Origin of the sequence: Roseiterribacter gracilis (genome assembly GCA_018332375.1) — a bacterium.
GTDB lineage: Bacteria > Pseudomonadota > Alphaproteobacteria > BOG-932 > Roseiterribacteraceae > Roseiterribacter > Roseiterribacter gracilis.
This window is the reverse complement of the sequence record BOPV01000001.1, coordinates 215,102-233,267: the sequence shown is the minus strand read 5'-3', so window position 1 is coordinate 233,267 and position 18,166 is coordinate 215,102. Positions and strand designations below refer to the sequence as shown.

At 63.6% G+C, this 18,166-nt stretch carries 18 protein-coding genes; 16 read left to right on the top strand and 2 right to left on the bottom strand.

The features are described 5' to 3' along the window. Window positions 1-11: 11 nt before the first annotated feature. From TMPK1_RS01185 to TMPK1_RS01175, 3 genes are all read left to right on the top strand, one after another. On the top strand, window positions 12-2,321 hold the full coding sequence (locus tag TMPK1_RS01185; protein WP_420240903.1) for a penicillin acylase family protein: 2,310 nt from the start codon (window positions 12-14) through the stop codon (window positions 2,319-2,321). Window positions 2,322-2,478: 157 nt separating this feature from the next. Continuing rightward, entirely contained in the window at window positions 2,479-3,285 is an 807-nt protein-coding gene (locus TMPK1_RS01180; protein ID WP_420240902.1) for a peptidylprolyl isomerase, read from the top strand. 36 nt (window positions 3,286-3,321) lie between these two features. Next, window positions 3,322-3,993, top strand: a complete 672-nt coding sequence (locus tag TMPK1_RS01175) for a DUF1045 domain-containing protein (protein ID WP_420240900.1) — start codon at window positions 3,322-3,324, stop codon at window positions 3,991-3,993. Here the strand turns inward: TMPK1_RS01175 and phnN are convergent. Further along, window positions 3,874-4,542 (bottom strand): phosphonate metabolism protein/1,5-bisphosphokinase (PRPP-forming) PhnN, encoded by a 669-nt coding sequence (gene phnN, locus TMPK1_RS01170; protein WP_420240899.1) that lies wholly within the window; start codon window positions 4,540-4,542, stop codon window positions 3,874-3,876. The genes TMPK1_RS01175 and phnN overlap by 120 nt on opposite strands. 272 nt (window positions 4,543-4,814) lie before the next feature. Here phnN and phnC point away from each other — a divergent pair, with 272 nt between their 5' ends. From phnC to phnE, 3 genes are read left to right on the top strand one after another with little or no spacing between them, the layout of a single operon-like run. After that, on the top strand, window positions 4,815-5,654 hold the full coding sequence (phnC, locus tag TMPK1_RS01165) for a phosphonate ABC transporter ATP-binding protein (RefSeq protein ID WP_420245599.1): 840 nt from the start codon (window positions 4,815-4,817) through the stop codon (window positions 5,652-5,654). 34 nt (window positions 5,655-5,688) lie between these two features. Continuing rightward, on the top strand, window positions 5,689-6,717 hold the full coding sequence (gene phnD, locus TMPK1_RS01160) for a phosphonate ABC transporter substrate-binding protein (protein ID WP_420240898.1): 1,029 nt from the start codon (window positions 5,689-5,691) through the stop codon (window positions 6,715-6,717). Continuing rightward, the gene (phnE, locus tag TMPK1_RS01155; protein WP_420240897.1) at window positions 6,717-7,523 is read left to right on the top strand and encodes a phosphonate ABC transporter, permease protein PhnE; all 807 of its coding nucleotides are present in this window, start codon (window positions 6,717-6,719) and stop codon (window positions 7,521-7,523) included. Before phnD ends, phnE begins: the two co-directional genes overlap by 1 nt. Window positions 7,524-7,525: 2 nt before the next feature. Here phnE and phnF read toward each other — a convergent pair whose 3' ends face one another. Then, window positions 7,526-8,260 carry a phosphonate metabolism transcriptional regulator PhnF gene (gene phnF / locus TMPK1_RS01150; protein ID WP_420240896.1) on the bottom strand — a complete coding sequence of 245 codons (735 nt, stop codon included), beginning with the start codon at window positions 8,258-8,260 and terminating at the stop codon, window positions 7,526-7,528. A 78-nt stretch (window positions 8,261-8,338) separates the two neighbouring features. On the opposite strand from phnF, the gene phnG reads away from it, so the two are divergent. The 10 genes from phnG (at window position 8,339) to TMPK1_RS01100 (ending at window position 18,136) form a co-directional block, all read left to right on the top strand. Continuing rightward, window positions 8,339-8,779 carry a phosphonate C-P lyase system protein PhnG gene (gene phnG, locus TMPK1_RS01145; protein WP_420240895.1) on the top strand — a complete coding sequence of 147 codons (441 nt, stop codon included), beginning with the start codon at window positions 8,339-8,341 and terminating at the stop codon, window positions 8,777-8,779. Further along, window positions 8,772-9,374: a phosphonate C-P lyase system protein PhnH gene (gene phnH, locus TMPK1_RS01140; RefSeq protein WP_420240894.1), complete on the top strand. Its 603-nt coding sequence runs from the start codon at window positions 8,772-8,774 to the stop codon at window positions 9,372-9,374. The genes phnG and phnH overlap by 8 nt, the downstream gene beginning before the upstream one ends. Further along, window positions 9,359-10,441, top strand: a complete 1,083-nt coding sequence (locus TMPK1_RS01135) for a carbon-phosphorus lyase complex subunit (RefSeq protein ID WP_420240893.1) — start codon at window positions 9,359-9,361, stop codon at window positions 10,439-10,441. Before phnH ends, TMPK1_RS01135 begins: the two co-directional genes overlap by 16 nt. Next, on the top strand, window positions 10,438-11,283 hold the full coding sequence (locus tag TMPK1_RS01130) for an alpha-D-ribose 1-methylphosphonate 5-phosphate C-P-lyase PhnJ (protein WP_420240892.1): 846 nt from the start codon (window positions 10,438-10,440) through the stop codon (window positions 11,281-11,283). The genes TMPK1_RS01135 and TMPK1_RS01130 overlap by 4 nt, the downstream gene beginning before the upstream one ends. Next, the gene (phnK, locus tag TMPK1_RS01125) at window positions 11,280-12,038 is read left to right on the top strand and encodes a phosphonate C-P lyase system protein PhnK (RefSeq protein WP_420240891.1); all 759 of its coding nucleotides are present in this window, start codon (window positions 11,280-11,282) and stop codon (window positions 12,036-12,038) included. The genes TMPK1_RS01130 and phnK overlap by 4 nt, the downstream gene beginning before the upstream one ends. Next, window positions 12,035-12,796 (top strand): phosphonate C-P lyase system protein PhnL, encoded by a 762-nt coding sequence (gene phnL, locus TMPK1_RS01120; protein WP_420240889.1) that lies wholly within the window; start codon window positions 12,035-12,037, stop codon window positions 12,794-12,796. Before phnK ends, phnL begins: the two co-directional genes overlap by 4 nt. Next, a complete protein-coding gene (locus TMPK1_RS01115) occupies window positions 12,793-13,482 on the top strand; it encodes an LbetaH domain-containing protein (protein WP_420240888.1) in 690 nt (229 codons plus the stop codon). The genes phnL and TMPK1_RS01115 overlap by 4 nt, the downstream gene beginning before the upstream one ends. Further along, window positions 13,479-14,624, top strand: a complete 1,146-nt coding sequence (locus TMPK1_RS01110; protein ID WP_420240887.1) for an alpha-D-ribose 1-methylphosphonate 5-triphosphate diphosphatase — start codon at window positions 13,479-13,481, stop codon at window positions 14,622-14,624. The genes TMPK1_RS01115 and TMPK1_RS01110 overlap by 4 nt, the downstream gene beginning before the upstream one ends. A 312-nt stretch (window positions 14,625-14,936) precedes the next feature. After that, window positions 14,937-17,342, top strand: coding sequence for a TonB-dependent receptor (locus TMPK1_RS01105; protein WP_420240886.1), 2,406 nt, complete (start codon window positions 14,937-14,939; stop codon window positions 17,340-17,342). 38 nt (window positions 17,343-17,380) lie between these two features. Continuing rightward, the gene (locus tag TMPK1_RS01100; RefSeq protein WP_420240885.1) at window positions 17,381-18,136 is read left to right on the top strand and encodes a phosphatase PAP2 family protein; all 756 of its coding nucleotides are present in this window, start codon (window positions 17,381-17,383) and stop codon (window positions 18,134-18,136) included. Window positions 18,137-18,166: the final 30 nt, after the last annotated feature.

Sequence of the window (18,166 nt, the reverse complement as noted above, 5' to 3'; positions counted from 1 at the left end):
GGGAGAACGCCATGCGGCTACGGATTGCAATCTTCGGTGCAACGATCCTGGGCGCTGCGTCCGCCATGGCGGCCTCGCCGCAGCAACGCTACGAAGTTCCGTCCTTGCAGGCCCCCGCGACGATCCTCGTCGATCATTGGGGCATCGCACATATCCGCGCCAAGAGCGCCGACGACGCGTTTTTCGTGCAAGGCTTCAACGCTGCACGCGACCGGCTGTGGCAGATCGATCTGGCGCGCCGCCGCGGCCTGGGATTGCTGGCCGAGGTGTTCGGCCCCGCCTATGCCGAACAGGATCGGGCTGCGCGCCTGTTCCTTTATCGCGGCGACATGACGCCCGAATGGGCCGCCTATGGCGACGACTCCAAACGCGCGACCGAAAGCTTCGTCGCCGGCATCAACGCCTACGTCGCTGCGACCGAACGCGATGCGAAATTGCTGCCGGTCGAATTCGGCATGCTGAATTACAAGCCGTCGCGTTGGACCGCCGAGGATGTGATGCGCATCCGGTCGAACGCGCTGGCGCGCAATCTCGACCATGAAGTCGCGCGCGCCAAAACCGCCTGCGCCGGCGCGCTCGAACAAGATCGGCTGCGCACCTTCCTTCATCCGGTGAAACTGGACGTGCCCGAGGGACTCGATCCCTGCGCCATCCCTGCCAACGTGCTCGACACCTACAAGCTGGGCACACAGGAGGTGAAGTTCGACGCCGCCACCAAACAGCTGCGCGCCGCCGCGCTGGCGCCCGAAGAAAAATCCGAAGGCAGCAATCACTTCACCGTCGCCGGTTGGCGCAGCACGACCGGCCGCGCCATTTTCGCCAGCGATCCGCATCGCGCCGAGTTGCTGCCGTCGCTGCGCTACATCGTGCATCTGACCGCGCCGGGCTTGAACGTGATCGGTGCCGGCGAACCCTCGCTGCCTGGCGTGTCGCTGGGGCACAATGACGACATCGCGTTCGGCCTCACCATCTTCGCGATGGATCAGGAAGATCTCTATGTCTACGAGACCGATCCCGCCGATCCGACGCGCTATCGCTACAAAGGCGGTTGGGAGGCGATGCGCGTCGAGCGTGAAACCATTGCGCAACGCGGTGCCGACGCGAAACAGGTCGAGCTACGCTTCACGCGGCACGGGCCGGTGATTTTCCAAGATGCGAAAACCAACCGCGCCTTTGCGGTGCGTTCGGTGTGGCAATTGCCAGGCACCGCCGCCTATGCCGCAAGCCTGCGCTATCTGCGTGCGAAAGATTGGAGCGAATTCCGCAACGCGCTCGACTATTGGGGCACGCCGTCGCTGAACCAGACCTATGCCGACCGCAAAGGAAATATCGGTTGGAAACCAGCCGGCGCTTTGCCGATCCGTCCCAACTGGACCGGTCTGCTGCCGGTGCCGGGCGACGGACGCTATGAATGGGATGGGCTGCGCCCGATGCAGGTGATGCCGTCCGAATACAATCCCGCCAGCGGCTGGCTCGGCAACGGCAACAACTACACCTTGCCACCCTTCTATCCCAACGAGCAGGTCAAGGTTGGCTTCGAGTGGGCCCCGCCCTTTCGCGCCGATCGCATTGCGCAGGTGCTGAACAACACCGGCAAGATCAGCATCCAGACGATGCAGAAGCTGCAGAACGATCAGGTTTCGTTGATCGCACAGCGCACGCTGAAATTCCTGCCCGCGTCCGCTACGAGCGACGCGGCCAAGCTGTTGCGCGGCTGGAACGGCGAACTCGCTTACGACTCTGCACCAGCCGCGCTGTACGGCGTCTGGTACTTCCACCATCTGCGCCCGGCCCTGCTGGCGCAGCTCGCGCCCGGCAAAGAGTCGTTGTTGAAGCCGGGCGATCCGACCAGCCTGGTGCTGGCGTTGGAGAACGGCGATGTCGGTGCCGAACGCGACGCGCTGCTGACGCGCACGCTTGCAGCCGCCTATGCAGAAACCAAACAGCGTCTTGGGCCCGATGCCAAGAAATGGCGCTGGGGCGATCTGCACCAGGCGGTGTTCGAACATCCGGTCGACAAGAAGCTCAGCGTCGGTCCGCTCGCGATCGGCGGCGACAACAACACGGTCAACGCTGCGTCGTTGCGAATCGACGATTTCCGCCTTCTCTCCGGCCCGTCTTTCCGCATGGTGCTCGACGTCGGCAATTGGGACGCGTCGTGGACGGTGAATACGCCAGGCCAGTCGGGCGATCCGCGCAGCAAGCACTACGCCGATCTCGCACCGCTCTGGGCGCGTGGCAAATACGTGCCGATGCTGTTCAGCGCCAAAGCGATCGACAAGAACGTCGAGCAGAAGATCGAGCTGGTGCCGGTGCGGTGAGTCACTAGTCAGAGAACCACCACGACGCCAAGGACACCACAAGTCACAGCGGGTACCGCCGCCCCGTCGCATGACGGCATGGTTTTATCGACGCGCGAGCGCGTCAGGAGATCAACCTTGCCTCGCGGCAAGCAGAGCGAACAAACTCGCTCTCGTGGTGAAACTTGGTGCCCGTGGTGTCGTGGTGGTTTGCAAGCTTGTGACTCTGTCGATCGCGTTCGCGCTCGCCTCCCTTCCAGCGCGCGCCGAAGAAGCGTGGCGTGAACTCGACGCCGACAACACGCTGGTAATCGAAACCGGACGCGGCCCGATCGTGATCGAGCTGCGTCCGGAGCTCGCACCCAACGCGGTCGAGCGCATCAAATTGCTGGCGCGCGAACGTGTCTATGACGGTCTGCAATTCCATCGCGTGATCGATGGCTTCGTGGCGCAGACGGGCAATCCCAACAATCGCGACGGCGGCGGCAGCGCGCATCCCGATTTGGCGCCGGAATTCACCTTCGCGATTCCACCGGATGCAATCATTGCGACGACGTCCAGCGACGGGGTCAGCGGCTTCGTCGGCGCAACGCCGTTTCAGGGTGCGGGCAAACGCGGCTGGGGCGCGCATTGCGCCGGTGCGGTCGGCATGGGACGGCAAGACGCGCCCAACAGCGCCAATAGCGAGATCTACATCCTGCGCGCGCCGGCCCGGCGGCTCGATCACGATTATACGATCGTGGGTCGCGTCGTTGCGGGGTTGGAGATCGTGCGCGCCTTACCGGTCGGCGAACCGCCGGCAACGCCGGAGATCGTGCGCAGCGCGCGCATCGTCAGCGATCTCACAGCCGCAGAACGGCCGCGCGTGCAACGAATGGACACAAATACAGCTGCGTTTCGCACGCTTCTTGAGCAGGCGCGCGCACGCGGCCAAGCCGATTTCACCATTTGCGACATGGAAATTCCGATTCGCATCACGCCGTGACTTGCGCATCGCGCGCGGCAAAGCGATTGCTGTCGGATGCGTACTGATTCGCGCTTCGCAATCTATGTCGTGCCGCATGCAGATTCGCCGCTTGGCCGTATCGGGCATGGATTGCTGGCGGCCGATGAAGCACCGTCGCTGGGTCTCGATGCCAGCTGGTATGCGGCGCGCAGCGTCGACGCACGGCGCTACGGATTTCACGCGACGCTGAAATCACCCTTTCGTCTGCAAGGCGACTACGACGCGCTGGAAGCGGCGATTGCAGCTCTGGCTGCGCGCCATGCGCCGATCCGCGACGTGCAATTGTCGCTGTCCGAGTTGCACGGATTTCTGGCGCTGCGTCCGGCCGCACCGTCGCTCGCGCTCGATGCGCTGGCGGCTGCGTGCGTGCGCGATCTCGATCGCTTTCGTCGCCCGGCCGATGCAGCCGAGCTGGAAAAACGTCGCGCCGCCGGTCTGACTGCGCGCCAGGAAGAGAATCTGCAGCGCTACGGCTATCCGTACGTGCTCGACGATTTCCGCTTTCACCTGACCTTGAGCGACCGGTTGCCCGACGACGAGCGTGCGCTGCTCAAAGGGCGGTTGACCTCAGCCTTCGACGCCTGCCGCCTCGACGTGGTCGATCTCGCCCTCTGCATCGAAGAGGCGCCGGGCGCCCAGCTGATGCTGGTCCGACGCTTCGTACTCGGCCTCGACCACGCGCAATAAAAGCTTGGCGAATTTCGCGGCGGCCATGTTCAGCGGCACGTCGTTGGAAAATTCGATCCGCCGGATTCCAGCGGGCAACGACACTTGCCGCGCCAATCTTTGTTCGATTGCGTCGGCATCTTCGCGTCCGCGTGCCAACAGACGTTCGCGCAGCACCGCTTTGGGCGCGGTGACGTCGATCGCAATCGTCGGCCCCAGCGCCCGCGACGCTTCGATCAGCTTGGTCCGCGACAGATTCGCGACCACGACACGGCCGCCCGCAATGACGCTGCGCAAAGCCAGCGGAATTCCGTAACGAAGACCGTGCGCGTCCCACGAAAGCGCAAAGGCGCCGGTTTTGCGCAGCGCCTCGAAAACATCCGGATCCATCGGCAGATATTGTTCGCCGCCGGAATCGCTGTCCGGTGTGCGCGGACGCGTCACGACTCGGCGCGCAAACAAGAATCGCGCGTCGCGTCGAAGCCCGCGCGCAGCGTGTTCGATCAACGTGTCTTTGCCGACTCCACTGGCGCCGACAATGGCGAGTAGCAGACCGCGTCTCGGCCCCAAGTCCCGCGCATGATCGTCGGCAATGGAAGCGGACGCGAACACCGGCCAATCGAGCGACTCTCGTTCCGACAAGGTGCGTGACCTTCTATCTATGCTTCGAACTATTTGCGCAGTCATTGGCAACTATTGTTTTCGCGTGAATGACTACACGTTCAGAACAGTGCATATAACAGTACAAGAAAGCGGTTGAAATCGCGAGCGTAGATAGCTAGGGTCAAAGCGCCTAAGTTGTCTAGACGACCTGGAGCGGATCCGTGCCGCCTGCAATCGAGATCGTCCGACTGAGCAAGAGCTTCACGAGCGCTCGAAAAGCGCTCCACGACGTCGATCTTCGGATCGAGCCGGGTGAGATGGTGGCGTTGATTGGCGCCTCTGGTTCCGGCAAGTCGACTCTTCTTCGCCATATATCGGGGCTGGTCGCTTGCGACCGTCCCAAAGACCTGCGCGCTGTCGAGCGCGGCGAAGTCCGCGTGCATGGCGCGCTGGTGCAAAGCGGTGGGCGCGTCGTGCCCGACATTCGCCTACGCCGCGGCGATATCGGCGTTGTCTTCCAGCAATTCAATCTGGTCGGCCGCCTGTCGCTGCAACGGAATGTCGAGCTGGGGGCGCTGCGCCGCCTGCCCTCGTGGCGCAGCCTGACTGGTCTGTTTCCCAAACTCGAACAACAGCGCGCCACCGAAGCGCTCGAACGTGTCGGCATCGCGCGCTATGCGCGTCAGCGCGCCTCGACCTTGTCGGGCGGACAGCAACAGCGCGCTGCAATTGCACGCGCGCTGGTGCAGCGCGCCCGGGTGCTGCTGGCGGACGAGCCGATCGCCTCGCTCGATCCGAAAAGCTGCACGCGCGTGATGGAAACGCTGAGTCGCATCAATCGCGAAGACGGCATCACCGTCGTCGTGTCGCTGCACCAGGTTGATTACGCAACGGCCTATTGCCCGCGCGTCGTCGGCCTGCGCGATGGACGCATCGTCTATGACGGCCCGTCCCGCGCGCTTACGCCCGAGATCCTCGCTGCGATCTATGGCGGTGAACCCGAACCGGTTTACGCGCCGCCGGTCGCAGTGCCGGTAGCAACGCCCGCTTTCCCGCCCCTCGCGATCGCCGCGCAGTAAGCGCGACGACCGTCAAAACCTGTCGGAGATTTCCATGCTGCGTCGGATCAGACTCCTCGCTGCTGCCTTGTTGCTCGGCTTCACCGCCGTTCCGGTTCAGGCGCAACAGCCGGCCGGCGCGCAGGCGCCAACACCAAGCGAACTTGCGTTCGGCGTCATCTCGACCGAAAGCACCACCTCGTTGCGCACGCAATGGGAGCCGTTCTTCGCTGACATGTCGAAGGCGATCGGCGTGCCGGTCAAAGGCTTCTATGCCACCGACTATGCCGGGATCATCGAAGGCATGCGCTTCAACAAAGTGCAGCTCGCCTGGTACGGCAACGCATCGGCAATCCAGGCGGTCGACCGCGCCGACGGCGAAGTCTTCATGCAGAAAGTCTTCGGCGACGGCACGCTGGGCTACAATTCGGTGCTGATCGTGCCGAAGGACAGCCCGATCAAGTCGCTCGACGATTTGTTGAAAAGCCCGGGCAAATACACGTTCGGCAATGGTGACCCGAATTCGACCTCGGGCTTCCTGATCCCCAGCTATTACGTCTGGGCCAAGAACAACATCGACATCCGCAAGCACTTCACGCGCACGGTCAGCGGCAGCCACGAAATCAATCTACTGGCAGTCGCCAACAAGCAGGTGGACGTCGCGACCTGCAACACCGAAGACATGACCAAGATCCAGCGCAATCACCCCGACAAAGTCGCGGCGGTGCGCGAGATCTGGCGCTCGCCGATCATCCCCGCCGATCCGATCGTGTGGCGCAAGGATCTGGATCCGGCATTGAAGGCGAAGATCGCCAAGTTCTTCACCGACTATGGCGCGGCCCCTGGAACACTTGGCGACGAGCAGAAGAAGATTCTGGTCGGCATCAACGTGCAGCGTTTCGTTGCCTCGACCGACGCGCAGCTTCTGCCGGTGCGCCAGGTCGCCCTGTTCAAAGACCGCACCAAGATCGAACAGGACGAAGCGCTGAACGCCGACGAGAAAGCCAAGAAGATCGCCGAGATCGACGCCAAGCTGCGCGAACTCGACAAGAAGGTTGCCGAACTCAGCGCGAAGAAAGGCTGATGACGGACACGAGCCTCCTCCCGGGACCCGGCGCGGGAGATTTCCGCGCCGGCGTCGGGCGTACGTTGCGCCTGCTGGGGTGGGCGTTGGTATTGGCGGTGTTGGTTGCGAGCTGGCGCGGCGCGGAAATCGATCCGCTGCTGCTGGCGCGCGACAGCGGCAACATCGCCAAGATGGGGTCGGAATTCTGGCCGCCCGATTTTCACGACTGGCGCAACTATCTGCGCGAAACCATCGTCACGTTGGAAATCGCGCTGTGGGGCACGATCTTCGCCGTGATCGGTGCGATCCCGCTGGGATTGATCTGCGCCACCAACATCGCGCCTTGGTGGCTCAACCAGCCCGCGCGGCGTTTGATGGACTCGTTCCGCGCCATCAACGAGATGGTGTTCGCGATGTTGTTCGTGGTCGCGGTCGGTCTGGGTCCGTTCGCGGGCGTGCTGGCTTTGTGGGTGCACACGACCGGCATTCTGGCCAAGCTGTTCGCCGAAGCAGTCGAAGCGATCGATCCGCGTCCGGTCGAAGGCATCCGCGCCACCGGCGCGCATGTGCTGGAAGAAATTCTCTACGGCGTCGTCCCGCAAGTGCTGCCGTTGTGGATTTCCTACTCGCTCTACCGGTTTGAATCGAACGTGCGCTCGGCAACCGTCGTCGGCATGGTCGGCGCCGGCGGTATCGGCGTCGTGCTGTGGGAAGTCATCCGCAGCTTCAACTTTCAGCAGACCGCCGCGGTCATGCTGATCATTCTCGCCACTGTGTCGCTGCTGGATGTCGGCAGCCAGGCCATTCGGCGCCGGCTACTTTGATGTTAGTCGATCTCGCCCACGGTCAACTGCACGCGGTCGCCCGCAAAGATCGCAGTGCCGTGGGTGATGGGACGTCCCTCGGCATCGATATCCAGCGCTTCGACTTCCAGCACCGGCCGCGTCACCGGCTGGTGCAGCATGCGCGCTTCCTCGTCGCTGGGCAGACGCGTCAGCAGCTTGGTCCAGCCGCGCGTGTAATCCTCGACGCCCATGTCGCGCAGCGCCGCGGTGATCGACAGGCTGTCTTTCACCAATTCGGGCAGGCGTTTGAATCGCGGCGCCGGAAACATATTCACCGACATGCTGATCGGGATGCCGTCGGCGAAGCCCGCCGTGCGCAGCCGGATCACGTCGGCGCCGCGTTTCAGTTTCAAGGCGCGCTGCGTCGCTTCCGGCGCTTCGATCGTTTCGATACCCAGCACGCGACGATCGGGCTCGCGCCCCTGCGCGATGACGTTGGCGCTGAATCGCGTGCGCCGTCCGAGCGCATATTCCAGCACGTGTTCGGCAACGAAGCTGCCGCGTCCATGTTCGACGCGCACGAAGCCGCCATCGGCGAGCACCGCCAGCGCGCGGCGGATCGTGTGGCGATTGACGCGAAACCGGTCGGCCAGCTCGTGCTCGGTCGGCAGCTTGTCGCCGGGCGACAATTTTCCGCCCGACAAATCGCGCAGCAGCTCGTCGGCAATGTGCCGCCAGCGCGCCAACGGTGCGGTCCGCGATTCGGATTTGGCCATGTCGCGACGATAGACCGGCGCGCGCGAAAATTCATCGTGCCGCTTGACTCTTCTATGTTGTCTAGACAAGTTTAGGACATGGAAAACGAGCCCCAGAAAGCGTGGATGCGGGCGCTTGCGCTGGCACCGCGCGCCAGACTCGAAGAAGCGCGCGATGCAATCGCCGATGCGCCTGGATTCACGCGGCTGCGCCCGACCGAAACCGGACTTGTGATGGTGCGGGCCCGCGTCGGTGGATCGGGTGGCCCGTTCAACTTTGCGGAAATGACCGTGACGCGCGCATCCATTCGTCTGGACGACGGAACCATCGGCCAGGCTTGGATCGCTGGTCGCGACACAAAGCATGCCGAACTTGCCGCTTGGTTCGACGCGTTGCTGCAGGACAAAGCCCGCCGCCCCGCATTGCTGGCATCGGTGATCGCGCCGCTCGAACGCGAACGCCACGCGCAGGATGCAGCGCGCGCCGCACGCGTCGCCGCCACCCGCGTCGATTTTGAAACGGTGGTGCGCGGTGCTTGAAGGTTCCGGCTTCGAAGATCCCGTGCATGACGCGCAGCGATCGTTCCGCGCGCTGCTGAACGTGCTGTCCGAACCCGGCACGATCGCGACCTTGCCGCAGATCGATGCGCCGTCCCTGCCCGCGGCTGCGGCCGCAATTGCGTTGACGCTCACCGATCGCGATGCGCCCGCCTGGCTCGATCCGTCTTTCGCCGCAGCAGCGCAATGGCTGCGCTTCTTCGCCGGCGCGCCGATCGTCACCGACCTGCGCGAAGCGAGCTTCGTCTTCGCGCCGGCTGCGTCGCGCCCGCAACTCGCTGCGCTGGCGCAGGGCGACCCCGCCTATCCCGATCGTTCGGCAACCTTGGTGCTGACGGTTGCAGCGCTCAGCAACGATCCCGGCTGGCGCCTGTCGGGGCCCGGCATCAACGGCACGCGCGATCTCAGCGTGAAGGGCATCGATCTCGATTTCCTCGCCGACTGGCATGACAACCGCGCGCGCTTCCCGCGCGGCGTCGACGTGCTGCTGGTTGCAGGCGATCGCGTCGCCGGCCTGCCCCGCACCGTGCAGATCGAGCCAGTGCACATCGGAGAATCCGCATGTATGTCGCGGTAAAAGGCGGCGCTGCCGCCATTCGTGCAGCGCACGAGTTGCTCGCCGACGTTCGGCGCGGCGATCGCGACGTGCCGCAAGTGGACCTGGCCCAGATCGACCAGCAGCTTGGCGGTGCGGTCGATCGCGTCATGGCCGAAGCCTCGCTCTATGACCGCGAACTGGCTGCGGTCGCCATTCGCCAGGCGCGCGGCGATTTGTTCGAAGCGGTGTTTCTGTTGCGCGCCTATCGCACCACCTTGCCGCGCCTCGGCGACAGCGAGCCGCTGAACACCGGCGCCATGCAGGTCGATCGGCGCATCTCGGCGACGTTCAAAGATCTGCCCGGCGGGCAGGTGCTGGGCGCAACGTTCGACTACACGCACCGCCTGCTCGATTTCGAGCTGGATGCACCCGACCTCAGCGCCACGACGCCAGTATGCACGGCACCGCCGCCGCCACGCGTCGGCGATCTGCTGGGCGCCGACGGGTTGATCGAACCCAATCCGGACGACGGCAGCACGCCAGCCGACATTACGCGCGATCCGCCGACCTATCCGGCGTCGCGTGCGGCGCGGCTGCAGGCGCTGTCGCGCGGCGACGAAGGGTTTCTGCTCGCGCTCGGCTATTCGACGCAGCGCGGCTATGGCTGGTCGCATCCATTCGCGGGCGAAATCCGCCGCGGCTTTGTCGACGTCGAGTTCGTGCCCGAAGAACTCGGCTTTGCGATCACGATCGGCAAAGTCGAAGTGACCGAAGTCGACATGGTCAATCATTTCAGCGGCACCGAAGACACACCGCCCTGCTTCACGCGCGGCTACGGTCTCGCCTTCGGACATGGCGAGCGCAAAGCGATGTCGATGGCACTGGTCGATCGCGCACTGCGCGCGGCCGAGCTTGGCGAAGACGTTGCCGGTCCGGCCCAGGACCAGGAATTCGTGCTCAGCCATTGCGACAATGTCGAAGCGTCGGGCTTCGTGCAGCATCTGAAACTGCCGCATTACGTCGACTTCCAGGCCGAGCTGGACGTGCTGCGCCGCCTGCGTGCCGAGCGCATCGAAGAAGAAGCGCTGAAGGAAGCCGCAGAATGAGCAGTGGCTACAACTTCGCCTATCTCGACGAGCCGACCAAACGCATGCTGCGCCGGTCGCTGCTGAAAGCGGTTGCGATTCCGGGCTATCAGGTTCCGTTCGCGAGCCGCGAAATGCCGCTGCCATTCGGCTGGGGCACGGGCGGCATTCAAGTCACCGCGGCAATCCTCGGTCGCGACGACCGGTTGAAAGTGATCGACCAGGGCGCCGACGACACGACCAACGCAGTCTCGATCCGCGACTTCTTCGCCAAGACCGCCGGCGTTGCGACGACGCTCAGCACGCGCGACGCAACCGTGATCCAGACGCGGCACCGCATCCCCGAGACGCCGCTCCAACACGGCCAGATCATGGTCTTCCAGGTGCCGATCCCCGAGCCGCTGCGCTGGCTCGAGCCGCGCGAAACCGAAACGCGGCGCATGCATGCCTTTGCCGATTACGGCGCGATGCATCTGAAACTCTACGAAGACGTGGCGCGCTATGGTCGCATCACGACTGCGTACGACTATCCGGTGCTGGTCGCAGGCCGCTATCTGATGCGTCCGTCGCCGATCCCGCGCTTCGACAATCCCAAGCTCGATGCGTCGCCCGCCTTGATGCTGTTCGGCGCCGGCCGCGAAAAACGCATCTATGCGGTGCCGCCCTATACCAGCGTGAAGAGTCTCGATTTCGAGGATCACCCCTTCACCATCGAAAGCTGGGACCGTCCCTGCGCGCGCTGCGGCGCTGCGGATTCCTATCTCGACGAAATCATCACCGACGATCGCGGCGGCCGCCGCTTCGTCTGTTCCGACACCGACCATTGCAACCAGCGTCTGGACGCAAAGGAGAAGGCGGCATGAGCGGCCCGATCCTCGAAGTACGCGATCTGGAAAAACGCTACGGCGCGCGCCGCGCGGTTGCGGGCGTGTCGCTCGACGTCTGGCCGGGCGAAGTGCTGGGCATCGTCGGTGAATCGGGATCGGGTAAGACGACCTTGTTATCGGCGATCGCAGGCCGCGTCGCGCCCAGCGCTGGCAGCGTCACCTATGACGGGCGCGACCTGACCGAGCTGGCCGACGTCGATCGCAGCCGCCTGATCGGCGACAAGATCGGGTTCGTACATCAGAATCCGCGCGACGGGCTGCGCCTCAATGTCAGCGCCGGCGGCAACGTCGCCGAAAAACTGATGGCGGCTGGCGCACGCAATTACGGCGCCTTGCGCGAGACCGCGTGCCGCTGGCTCGACCGTGTCGAAATCGGCCGCGACCGCGTCGACGACCATCCATCCAAATTCTCGGGCGGCATGCAGCAGCGTCTGCAAATTGCGCGCGTGCTGGCGACGCAGCCGCAGCTTGTGCTGATGGACGAGCCGACCGGCGGTCTCGACGTGTCGGTGCAGGCCAAGCTGCTCGATCTTTTGCGCGGCCTGGTCGACGAGCTGGGCCTGGCGGTCGTGGTTGTGACTCACGATCTGGGCGTCGCGCGCCTGCTCGCACACCGGCTGCTCGTGATGAAAGACGGGCTTGTCGTCGAACATGGTCTCACCGACCAGGTGCTCGACGATCCCGCGCACGCCTACACGCAGTTGCTGGTTTCGTCGGTGCTGCAAGTATGAGCCCGCTTGATCGCGAAGAAGCGGAGCTTCGTAGCGTGAATCAATCGCGCAAAGAAAACTTGCTTCTCCAAGTCAGCGATCTGTCGAAACGCTTCACCTTGCACGAGCAAGGTGGCGTGGTTCTTTCGGTGCTCGACGACGTGTCGCTTTCGGTTGCTGCCGGCGAATGCGTTGCGCTGGACGGTCCGTCGGGTGCGGGCAAGTCGACCTTGCTGCGCTGCCTCTACGCCAACTACCGCGCCGACAAAGGCCGCATTCTGGTGCAGCACGGCGGCGAGATGATCGACCTGCTGCACGCCGATGCGCGCGCGCTGCTCGATATTCGCCGGCGCACCTTGGGGTACGTCTCGCAGTTCCTGCGCGTGATCCCGCGCGTGCCGACCCTGGACGTGGTGGCGATGCCGCTTCTGTCCTTGGGCGTCGATCGCGAAGAAGCGCGCGATCGTGCCGCCGATCTGTTACGCCGCGTCGCTCTGCCCGAGCCGCTGTGGAAGCTGGCACCCGCCACCTTCTCGGGCGGCGAGCAGCAGCGCGTGAACATCGCGCGCGGCTTGGTCGTCGGTCATCCGATCCTACTGCTCGACGAGCCGACCGCGTCGCTCGACGCCGACAATCGCGCCCGCGTGCTCGAACTCATCACCGAGCGGCGCGACGCGGGTGCGGCGATCGTCGGCATCTTTCACGACGAAGCCGCGCGCAGTGCGCTTGCAACCACAATCCATCCCGTTCGCTCCCGCCAGGAGGTCGCTGCTGCATGATGGGTCTCATTCCGATCGAGCAAGGTCAGCCGTCGAATCCGTGGATCGAAGGCCGTTGGATGACCGAAAAGCCGATGCTGCATCCGAGCGCAGTCGTGCAACGTTGCCGCTTCGGGCAATGGACCTGGATCGGCGCCAACAACAAGCTGCTCGATTCCGACATTCTTGACTGGGCCTACACCGGCGACGGTTGCGACATCTACAATTCAGAAGTCGGCAAGTTCTGCAACATCGCCGCCAATGTGCGGATCAATCCAACCAACCATCCGATCCAGCGCGCGACGTTGCATCACTTCACCTATCGCTCGCGCTCGCATCACATGGCCGACGAGGACGACGCCGACTTCTTCGCCTGGCGCAAATCCTTCCGCACCGTCATCGGTCCCGACGTCTGGATCGGCCACGGCGCGTTGCTGATGTCGGGCGTGAAAGTCGGCACTGGCGCGATTATCGGCGCCGGCTCGGTTGTCACCAAAGACGTGCCGCCCTACACGATCGTCGTCGGTAATCCCGGCCGCATCATTCGCCACCGGTTTGACGAAGCAACCCAGGCGGCGCTGGAACGGATCGCGTGGTGGGATTGGACCCACGACCAGCTCAAAGCTGCATTGCACGATTTCCGTAGCCTCGACGGCCCTGCCTTCGCGGCAAAATACGATCCCGCAGAAGTAAGAATGCGCGCATGACCACCGAGACGATTTTCACCAACGCCAAGCTGGTTCTGGAAGACCGCGTGCTGCACGGCACGTTGGTGGTGCGCGACGGCAAGATCGCTGCCATCGACGAGACGCGTAGCAACGCCCCCGGCGCGATCGATTTCGACGGCGACTATCTGCTGCCCGGCCTGGTCGAATTGCACACCGACCATCTCGAACGGCACCTGATCCCGCGCCCCGGCGTGCGCTGGCCGGCGCGGTCGGGCGTGATGGCGCATGACGCGCAGATTGCGGCCGCCGGCATCACCACCGTGTTCGACGCGCTGGCGGTCGGCGACATCGACAAATCCAGCATGCGCGCCGACGTGCTGGACGAGATGATCGAAGGCGTCGCTGCCGCGCGCGACGCAGGCGCGTTGCGCGCCGATCACTGGATCCATCTACGCTGCGAAGTCAGCGATCCGCGTATGCCGGGCGCGGTCGAAAAACATCTCGACCATCCGCTGTTCCGCTTTGCGTCGCTGATGGACCACACGCCGGGCCAGCGCCAGTTTCTCAGCATCGAAGCGGCGTCGCGCTATTACCGCGGCAAATACGGTATGAGCGAAGACGCCTATCACGAATTCGTCGAACGCCGTTTGGAAGAGCACAAGACCCACAGCGCGCCCAACCGTGCGCGCATGGTTCTGTCGTGCCGCCAGCGCCAGATTCCGCTCGCCAGCCACGACGACGCGACCGAAGCGCATATTGCCGAAGCGGTCTCGGACGGTGTCGTGGTCGCCGAGTTTCCAACCACGGTCGAAGCCGCACGCGCGGCGCACGAAGCCGGCCTGAAAGTTCTGGGCGGCGCACCGAACGTGGTGCGCGGCGGTTCGCACAGCGGCAATGTCGCAATCCGCGAGCTGGCGCAGCGCGGCTGGCTCGACGTGTTGTCGAGCGACTATGTGCCGGTGAGTTTGCTGCAGGCCGCGTTCGCGCTGACCAAAGGCGACGGTGCGATCACCCTCCCCGCCGCAATGCGCCTCGTGACTGCCGAACCGGCGCGCGCCGCGTCGATGCACGATCGCGGTCGGTTGGAGACGGGATTGCAGGCTGATCTGGTGCGCGTTCGCGACGCCGGCGATGCGCCGATCGTGCGCACTGTGTGGCGCGCGGGTGCACGCGTTATCTGACAGTCTGTTCATCAGCCGACATCGGCAACGCAAAAGAGCCCGGTAATTACCGGGCTTTTTCATGCTTGCGTGAAACTGTCTAGTAATCGTGAAACAGCGATCACGAATCTATACTTTATAGACTGCGCTAGAAAATAACAGACACGTTTGCGCCGACTAAACGTGCAGTACACGCGCAGTATTTCTCTTTGACGACTCGTCGAACGAAGACGTACAGCCAGCGCGCAAATTCCATCGCGAATTTCAGCGGCGTGCGCGTTGCGCCGTTCAGCAGCACCGCGCTCGACAGCGCACAGAAAAACGAGGGATGTGATGAAGACGTTCGGCAACTCCGATCGTATCAAGCTCGGCTGTCTGCTTACTGTGATCGCGGCTGGCAGCGTCGTTCCGTGGAACCGCGCCGTTGCAGAAACCTCGACCGACGCGACCGGCGAAGCAGAAGTCGAAGAAGTGATCGTGACCGGATTGCGCGGACGCGCCGCGACGATTGCGCCGTTTCAAGCGTCGCTTGCAGCGACCGAACCGCAAACGGTGATCACGCGCAAATTCATCGAAGAGTCGGCGCCGCGCATCGGCGATTTCAGCACCGTCGCGATCTATGCGCCGTCGATGGCGGGCGCACCCGCGAATAACGGTCCCGGCCTGTCGGACGGCGGCAAGATCGTTCTGCGCGGCTTTGCCGACGGCAACTACAACATCACCTATGACGGCATCGCGTGGGGCGACACCAACGGCCCCAGCCATCACGGCACCGCGTTCTTTCCGTCTTCGACCATCGGCGGCGTGGTGATCGAGCGTGGCCCGGGCGGCGCGCCCGATCTCGGCCAGGCGAATTTCGGCGGTTCGATCAATCTCTTCTCGCTGCCGCTCGAAGACGCGATGAGCGCCAAACAGACCGTGACCTACGGGTCGTGGGTGACGTGGCAGGGAACGACGACCTTACAGAGCGGCGCGATTCCGCAATTGAACGGCGCCAAGCTGGTCGCGAACTTCCAGGAATATACGTCGCACGGCTTTCTCTCGAACAATTTCACCAACGGCCACAACCAGTTCATCAAAGGTGCGGTGCCGTTGACCGAGCGCGTGACGATCACTGCGCTCTACACGCAGAACCATAATTTCTACAACAAGTCGGACGTCGGCGACGCCAGCGTCGCGCAGATGGAACAGTTCGGAAAACGCTTCTCGCTGGGCGACGATCCGAAGCTGCAATCCTATTTCGGCTACAATACGGTCAAGAAGAAGACCGACTTTGAATATGTGCGCGTCAACGCCGATCTCGGCGCCGGGTTTGCGGTCGAGAACACGCTGTACGGCTATTACTACAAGAACGTTTCGTTCTCGGCGCAGGACAATACCGCGCCCGCTTCCGCAAATCTCGTCACGCTGACACCGGGCTCGACCTACCCTGCCCCTGGTAAAACCTATGCAGCGACGCTGCAGACGCCAGGCATTCCCGGCTACGAGAAGCGCAACCAGTACCAGGTCGCCGGCGACATCGTAAAAGGCACCAAGGATTTCGACTTCGGGCGACTGACCGTCGGCTCGCTGTTCGAACGCGCAACCACCAAGCGCTTCATCTTCGACTATGACCTCGCCAGCGGCCGGCCGGACTATCGTGAAAAGGCGGCGCTGTTCGCGGGATCGTCGGGCACGATCGTGCAGACGCCGTTGAACATTCAGTACAACGAATATTCCGGCTGGCATCAGGTGCAGCCATTCGCGCAGTTCGAATGGAAGCCAATCGACCGGCTGACCATCACGCCGGGCGTCAAGTATGTGAGCTTCGATCTCTATATTCATGCGCCGCAGCTCGCGATTCCGAGCGCGATCCAGCCCTTCTTCGCCGACCAGACCTACACGCGCACGCTGCCGTTCCTGACCGCGAATTATCGCTTGAGCGACAATTGGTCGACCTACGCGCAGTACGCAAAAGGCTTCCTGGTTCCCAAGATCGGCAATCTGTATGTGAGCAACCTGCAGCAGACGCGCGTACAGCCGCAGCTTTCGACCAACTACCAGCTCGGCACGGTGTGGAAAGACGACGCGTTCGTGCTCGATGCCGACATCTACTACATCGACTTCAAGAACAAGATTCAGGCCTTCACCGACGCGGTGACGGGGCAGAGCTACGACACCAACAGCGGCGGCGCTGCCTATCGCGGCTTCGAAGCCGAAGCGACCTATCTGCTGCCGGCTGGCTTCAGCGTATTCGGCAACTACTCGCTGAACCAGGCCAAGGGCAAGAACGACCCCAGCAACCCGCTCTATAACGGACATCAATTGACCGGTGCACCGCGTTGGACGGCAGCGGGCGGCGTTCGCTACGGCCAGACGCAGCTCTTCAACAGCGACGACGAGCTTGTCCTGTCCTTCATCGACAAGTGGGTCGGCCAGCAATACGTGAACAACGCGAAATGCCCGAGCGCACCGAACGGTGTTTGCGTGTCGCCCGTGTCGGCGCTGACGCCGGTGACCGGGCTGATCCAATCGTACGGACAGGCTGATTTCTCGGCGACGTACCGGCTCGGCCGCTACAGCATCGAGGCGCAGGTGCTGAACCTGTTCAACAGCCAGGACGTCGTCGCCTTCAAAGGCAGCGCGTTGCTGCCCGGCAGCCAATTGCCGGCGCAGACCTCGGCCCAGGGCGGCGCCAAGAACGCGTTCCAGTACCAGCCCGACCGCAACTTCCAGATCACGCTCAAAGCCGTTTTCTAGAACGTATTTCTGGCGCGTTTCGAATCCAGGAGAAACAGATGTACGACCGGTTGATCAACCGCCGCGCACTCGTTGCCGCGTTCGCGCTATTCGTCGCCGCGACTGTTCCCAGCTTCGCTGCCGATCCAGCACCGGCTGCTGCGCCGCCAACCAAGACTCTGCAATGGTTGCGCGCTGAAGACGTGGAGCCGGGTCAGTTGCTGCCGCCGCCGGCCGCGGCCGCGTCGCCCGAACAACAGGCCGATCTTGCCGCGCTGCGCGACGTCATTCGCACGCGTACGCCCGAACGGTATGCGCAGGCGAAGTGGGACGACGAACACGAAGATGCCAGCATCTTTGCCGCCACGATCGGCGACGGATTCAATCTCAGCGCGCTGCCCGCAACGGCTGAGCTGCTGAAACTGGTGCAGCACGAGCAATCGGTCGCGGCCAATATGGCGAAGCGCTATTTCCTGCGGCCACGCCCGTGGGCGGTCGACACGACGATCGTCGCTTGCGACTTCAAACTCGGCAAACCGCCGCTGACCTCCTATCCAAGCGGACACGCAACGCTGGGCTATTCGGTCGGTTTCGTGCTGGCTGCGTTGATCCCGGAAAAGGCGCAGGCCATTCAGGCGCGCGCCAAAGATTACGCGTATAGCCGCGAAGTTTGCGGCGCGCATTATCACAGCGACACCGAAGCAAGCCATGCGTTGGGCGTCGCGGTTGCAACCCGCCTGCTGACCCTCCCCGCGCTGCAGTCTCGCATCGAAGCGGCACGGCGCGAATTGCGAACTGCGCGTTTGACCGGCTGACCTCGATCGTTTGTTGCGTGCCCGCGTCGG

What these genes read in the sequence shown, in the direction of transcription:
- TMPK1_RS01185 (WP_420240903.1), top strand. Translation starts at nt 12, where the DNA reads ATGCGGCTACGGATTGCAATCTTCGGTGCAACGATCCTGGGCGCTGCG.
- TMPK1_RS01175 (WP_420240900.1), top strand. Translation starts at nt 3,322, where the DNA reads ATGCGTACTGATTCGCGCTTCGCAATCTATGTCGTGCCGCATGCAGAT.
- phnD (WP_420240898.1), top strand. Translation starts at nt 5,689, where the DNA reads ATGCTGCGTCGGATCAGACTCCTCGCTGCTGCCTTGTTGCTCGGCTTC.
- phnE (WP_420240897.1), top strand. Translation starts at nt 6,717, where the DNA reads ATGACGGACACGAGCCTCCTCCCGGGACCCGGCGCGGGAGATTTCCGC.
- phnF (WP_420240896.1), bottom strand. Translation starts at nt 8,260, where the DNA reads ATGGCCAAATCCGAATCGCGGACCGCACCGTTGGCGCGCTGGCGGCAC.
- phnG (WP_420240895.1), top strand. Translation starts at nt 8,339, where the DNA reads ATGGAAAACGAGCCCCAGAAAGCGTGGATGCGGGCGCTTGCGCTGGCA.
- TMPK1_RS01135 (WP_420240893.1), top strand. Translation starts at nt 9,359, where the DNA reads ATGTATGTCGCGGTAAAAGGCGGCGCTGCCGCCATTCGTGCAGCGCAC.
- TMPK1_RS01130 (WP_420240892.1), top strand. Translation starts at nt 10,438, where the DNA reads ATGAGCAGTGGCTACAACTTCGCCTATCTCGACGAGCCGACCAAACGC.
- phnK (WP_420240891.1), top strand. Translation starts at nt 11,280, where the DNA reads ATGAGCGGCCCGATCCTCGAAGTACGCGATCTGGAAAAACGCTACGGC.
- phnL (WP_420240889.1), top strand. Translation starts at nt 12,035, where the DNA reads ATGAGCCCGCTTGATCGCGAAGAAGCGGAGCTTCGTAGCGTGAATCAA.
- TMPK1_RS01115 (WP_420240888.1), top strand. Translation starts at nt 12,793, where the DNA reads ATGATGGGTCTCATTCCGATCGAGCAAGGTCAGCCGTCGAATCCGTGG.
- TMPK1_RS01110 (WP_420240887.1), top strand. Translation starts at nt 13,479, where the DNA reads ATGACCACCGAGACGATTTTCACCAACGCCAAGCTGGTTCTGGAAGAC.
- TMPK1_RS01105 (WP_420240886.1), top strand. Translation starts at nt 14,937, where the DNA reads ATGAAGACGTTCGGCAACTCCGATCGTATCAAGCTCGGCTGTCTGCTT.
- TMPK1_RS01100 (WP_420240885.1), top strand. Translation starts at nt 17,381, where the DNA reads ATGTACGACCGGTTGATCAACCGCCGCGCACTCGTTGCCGCGTTCGCG.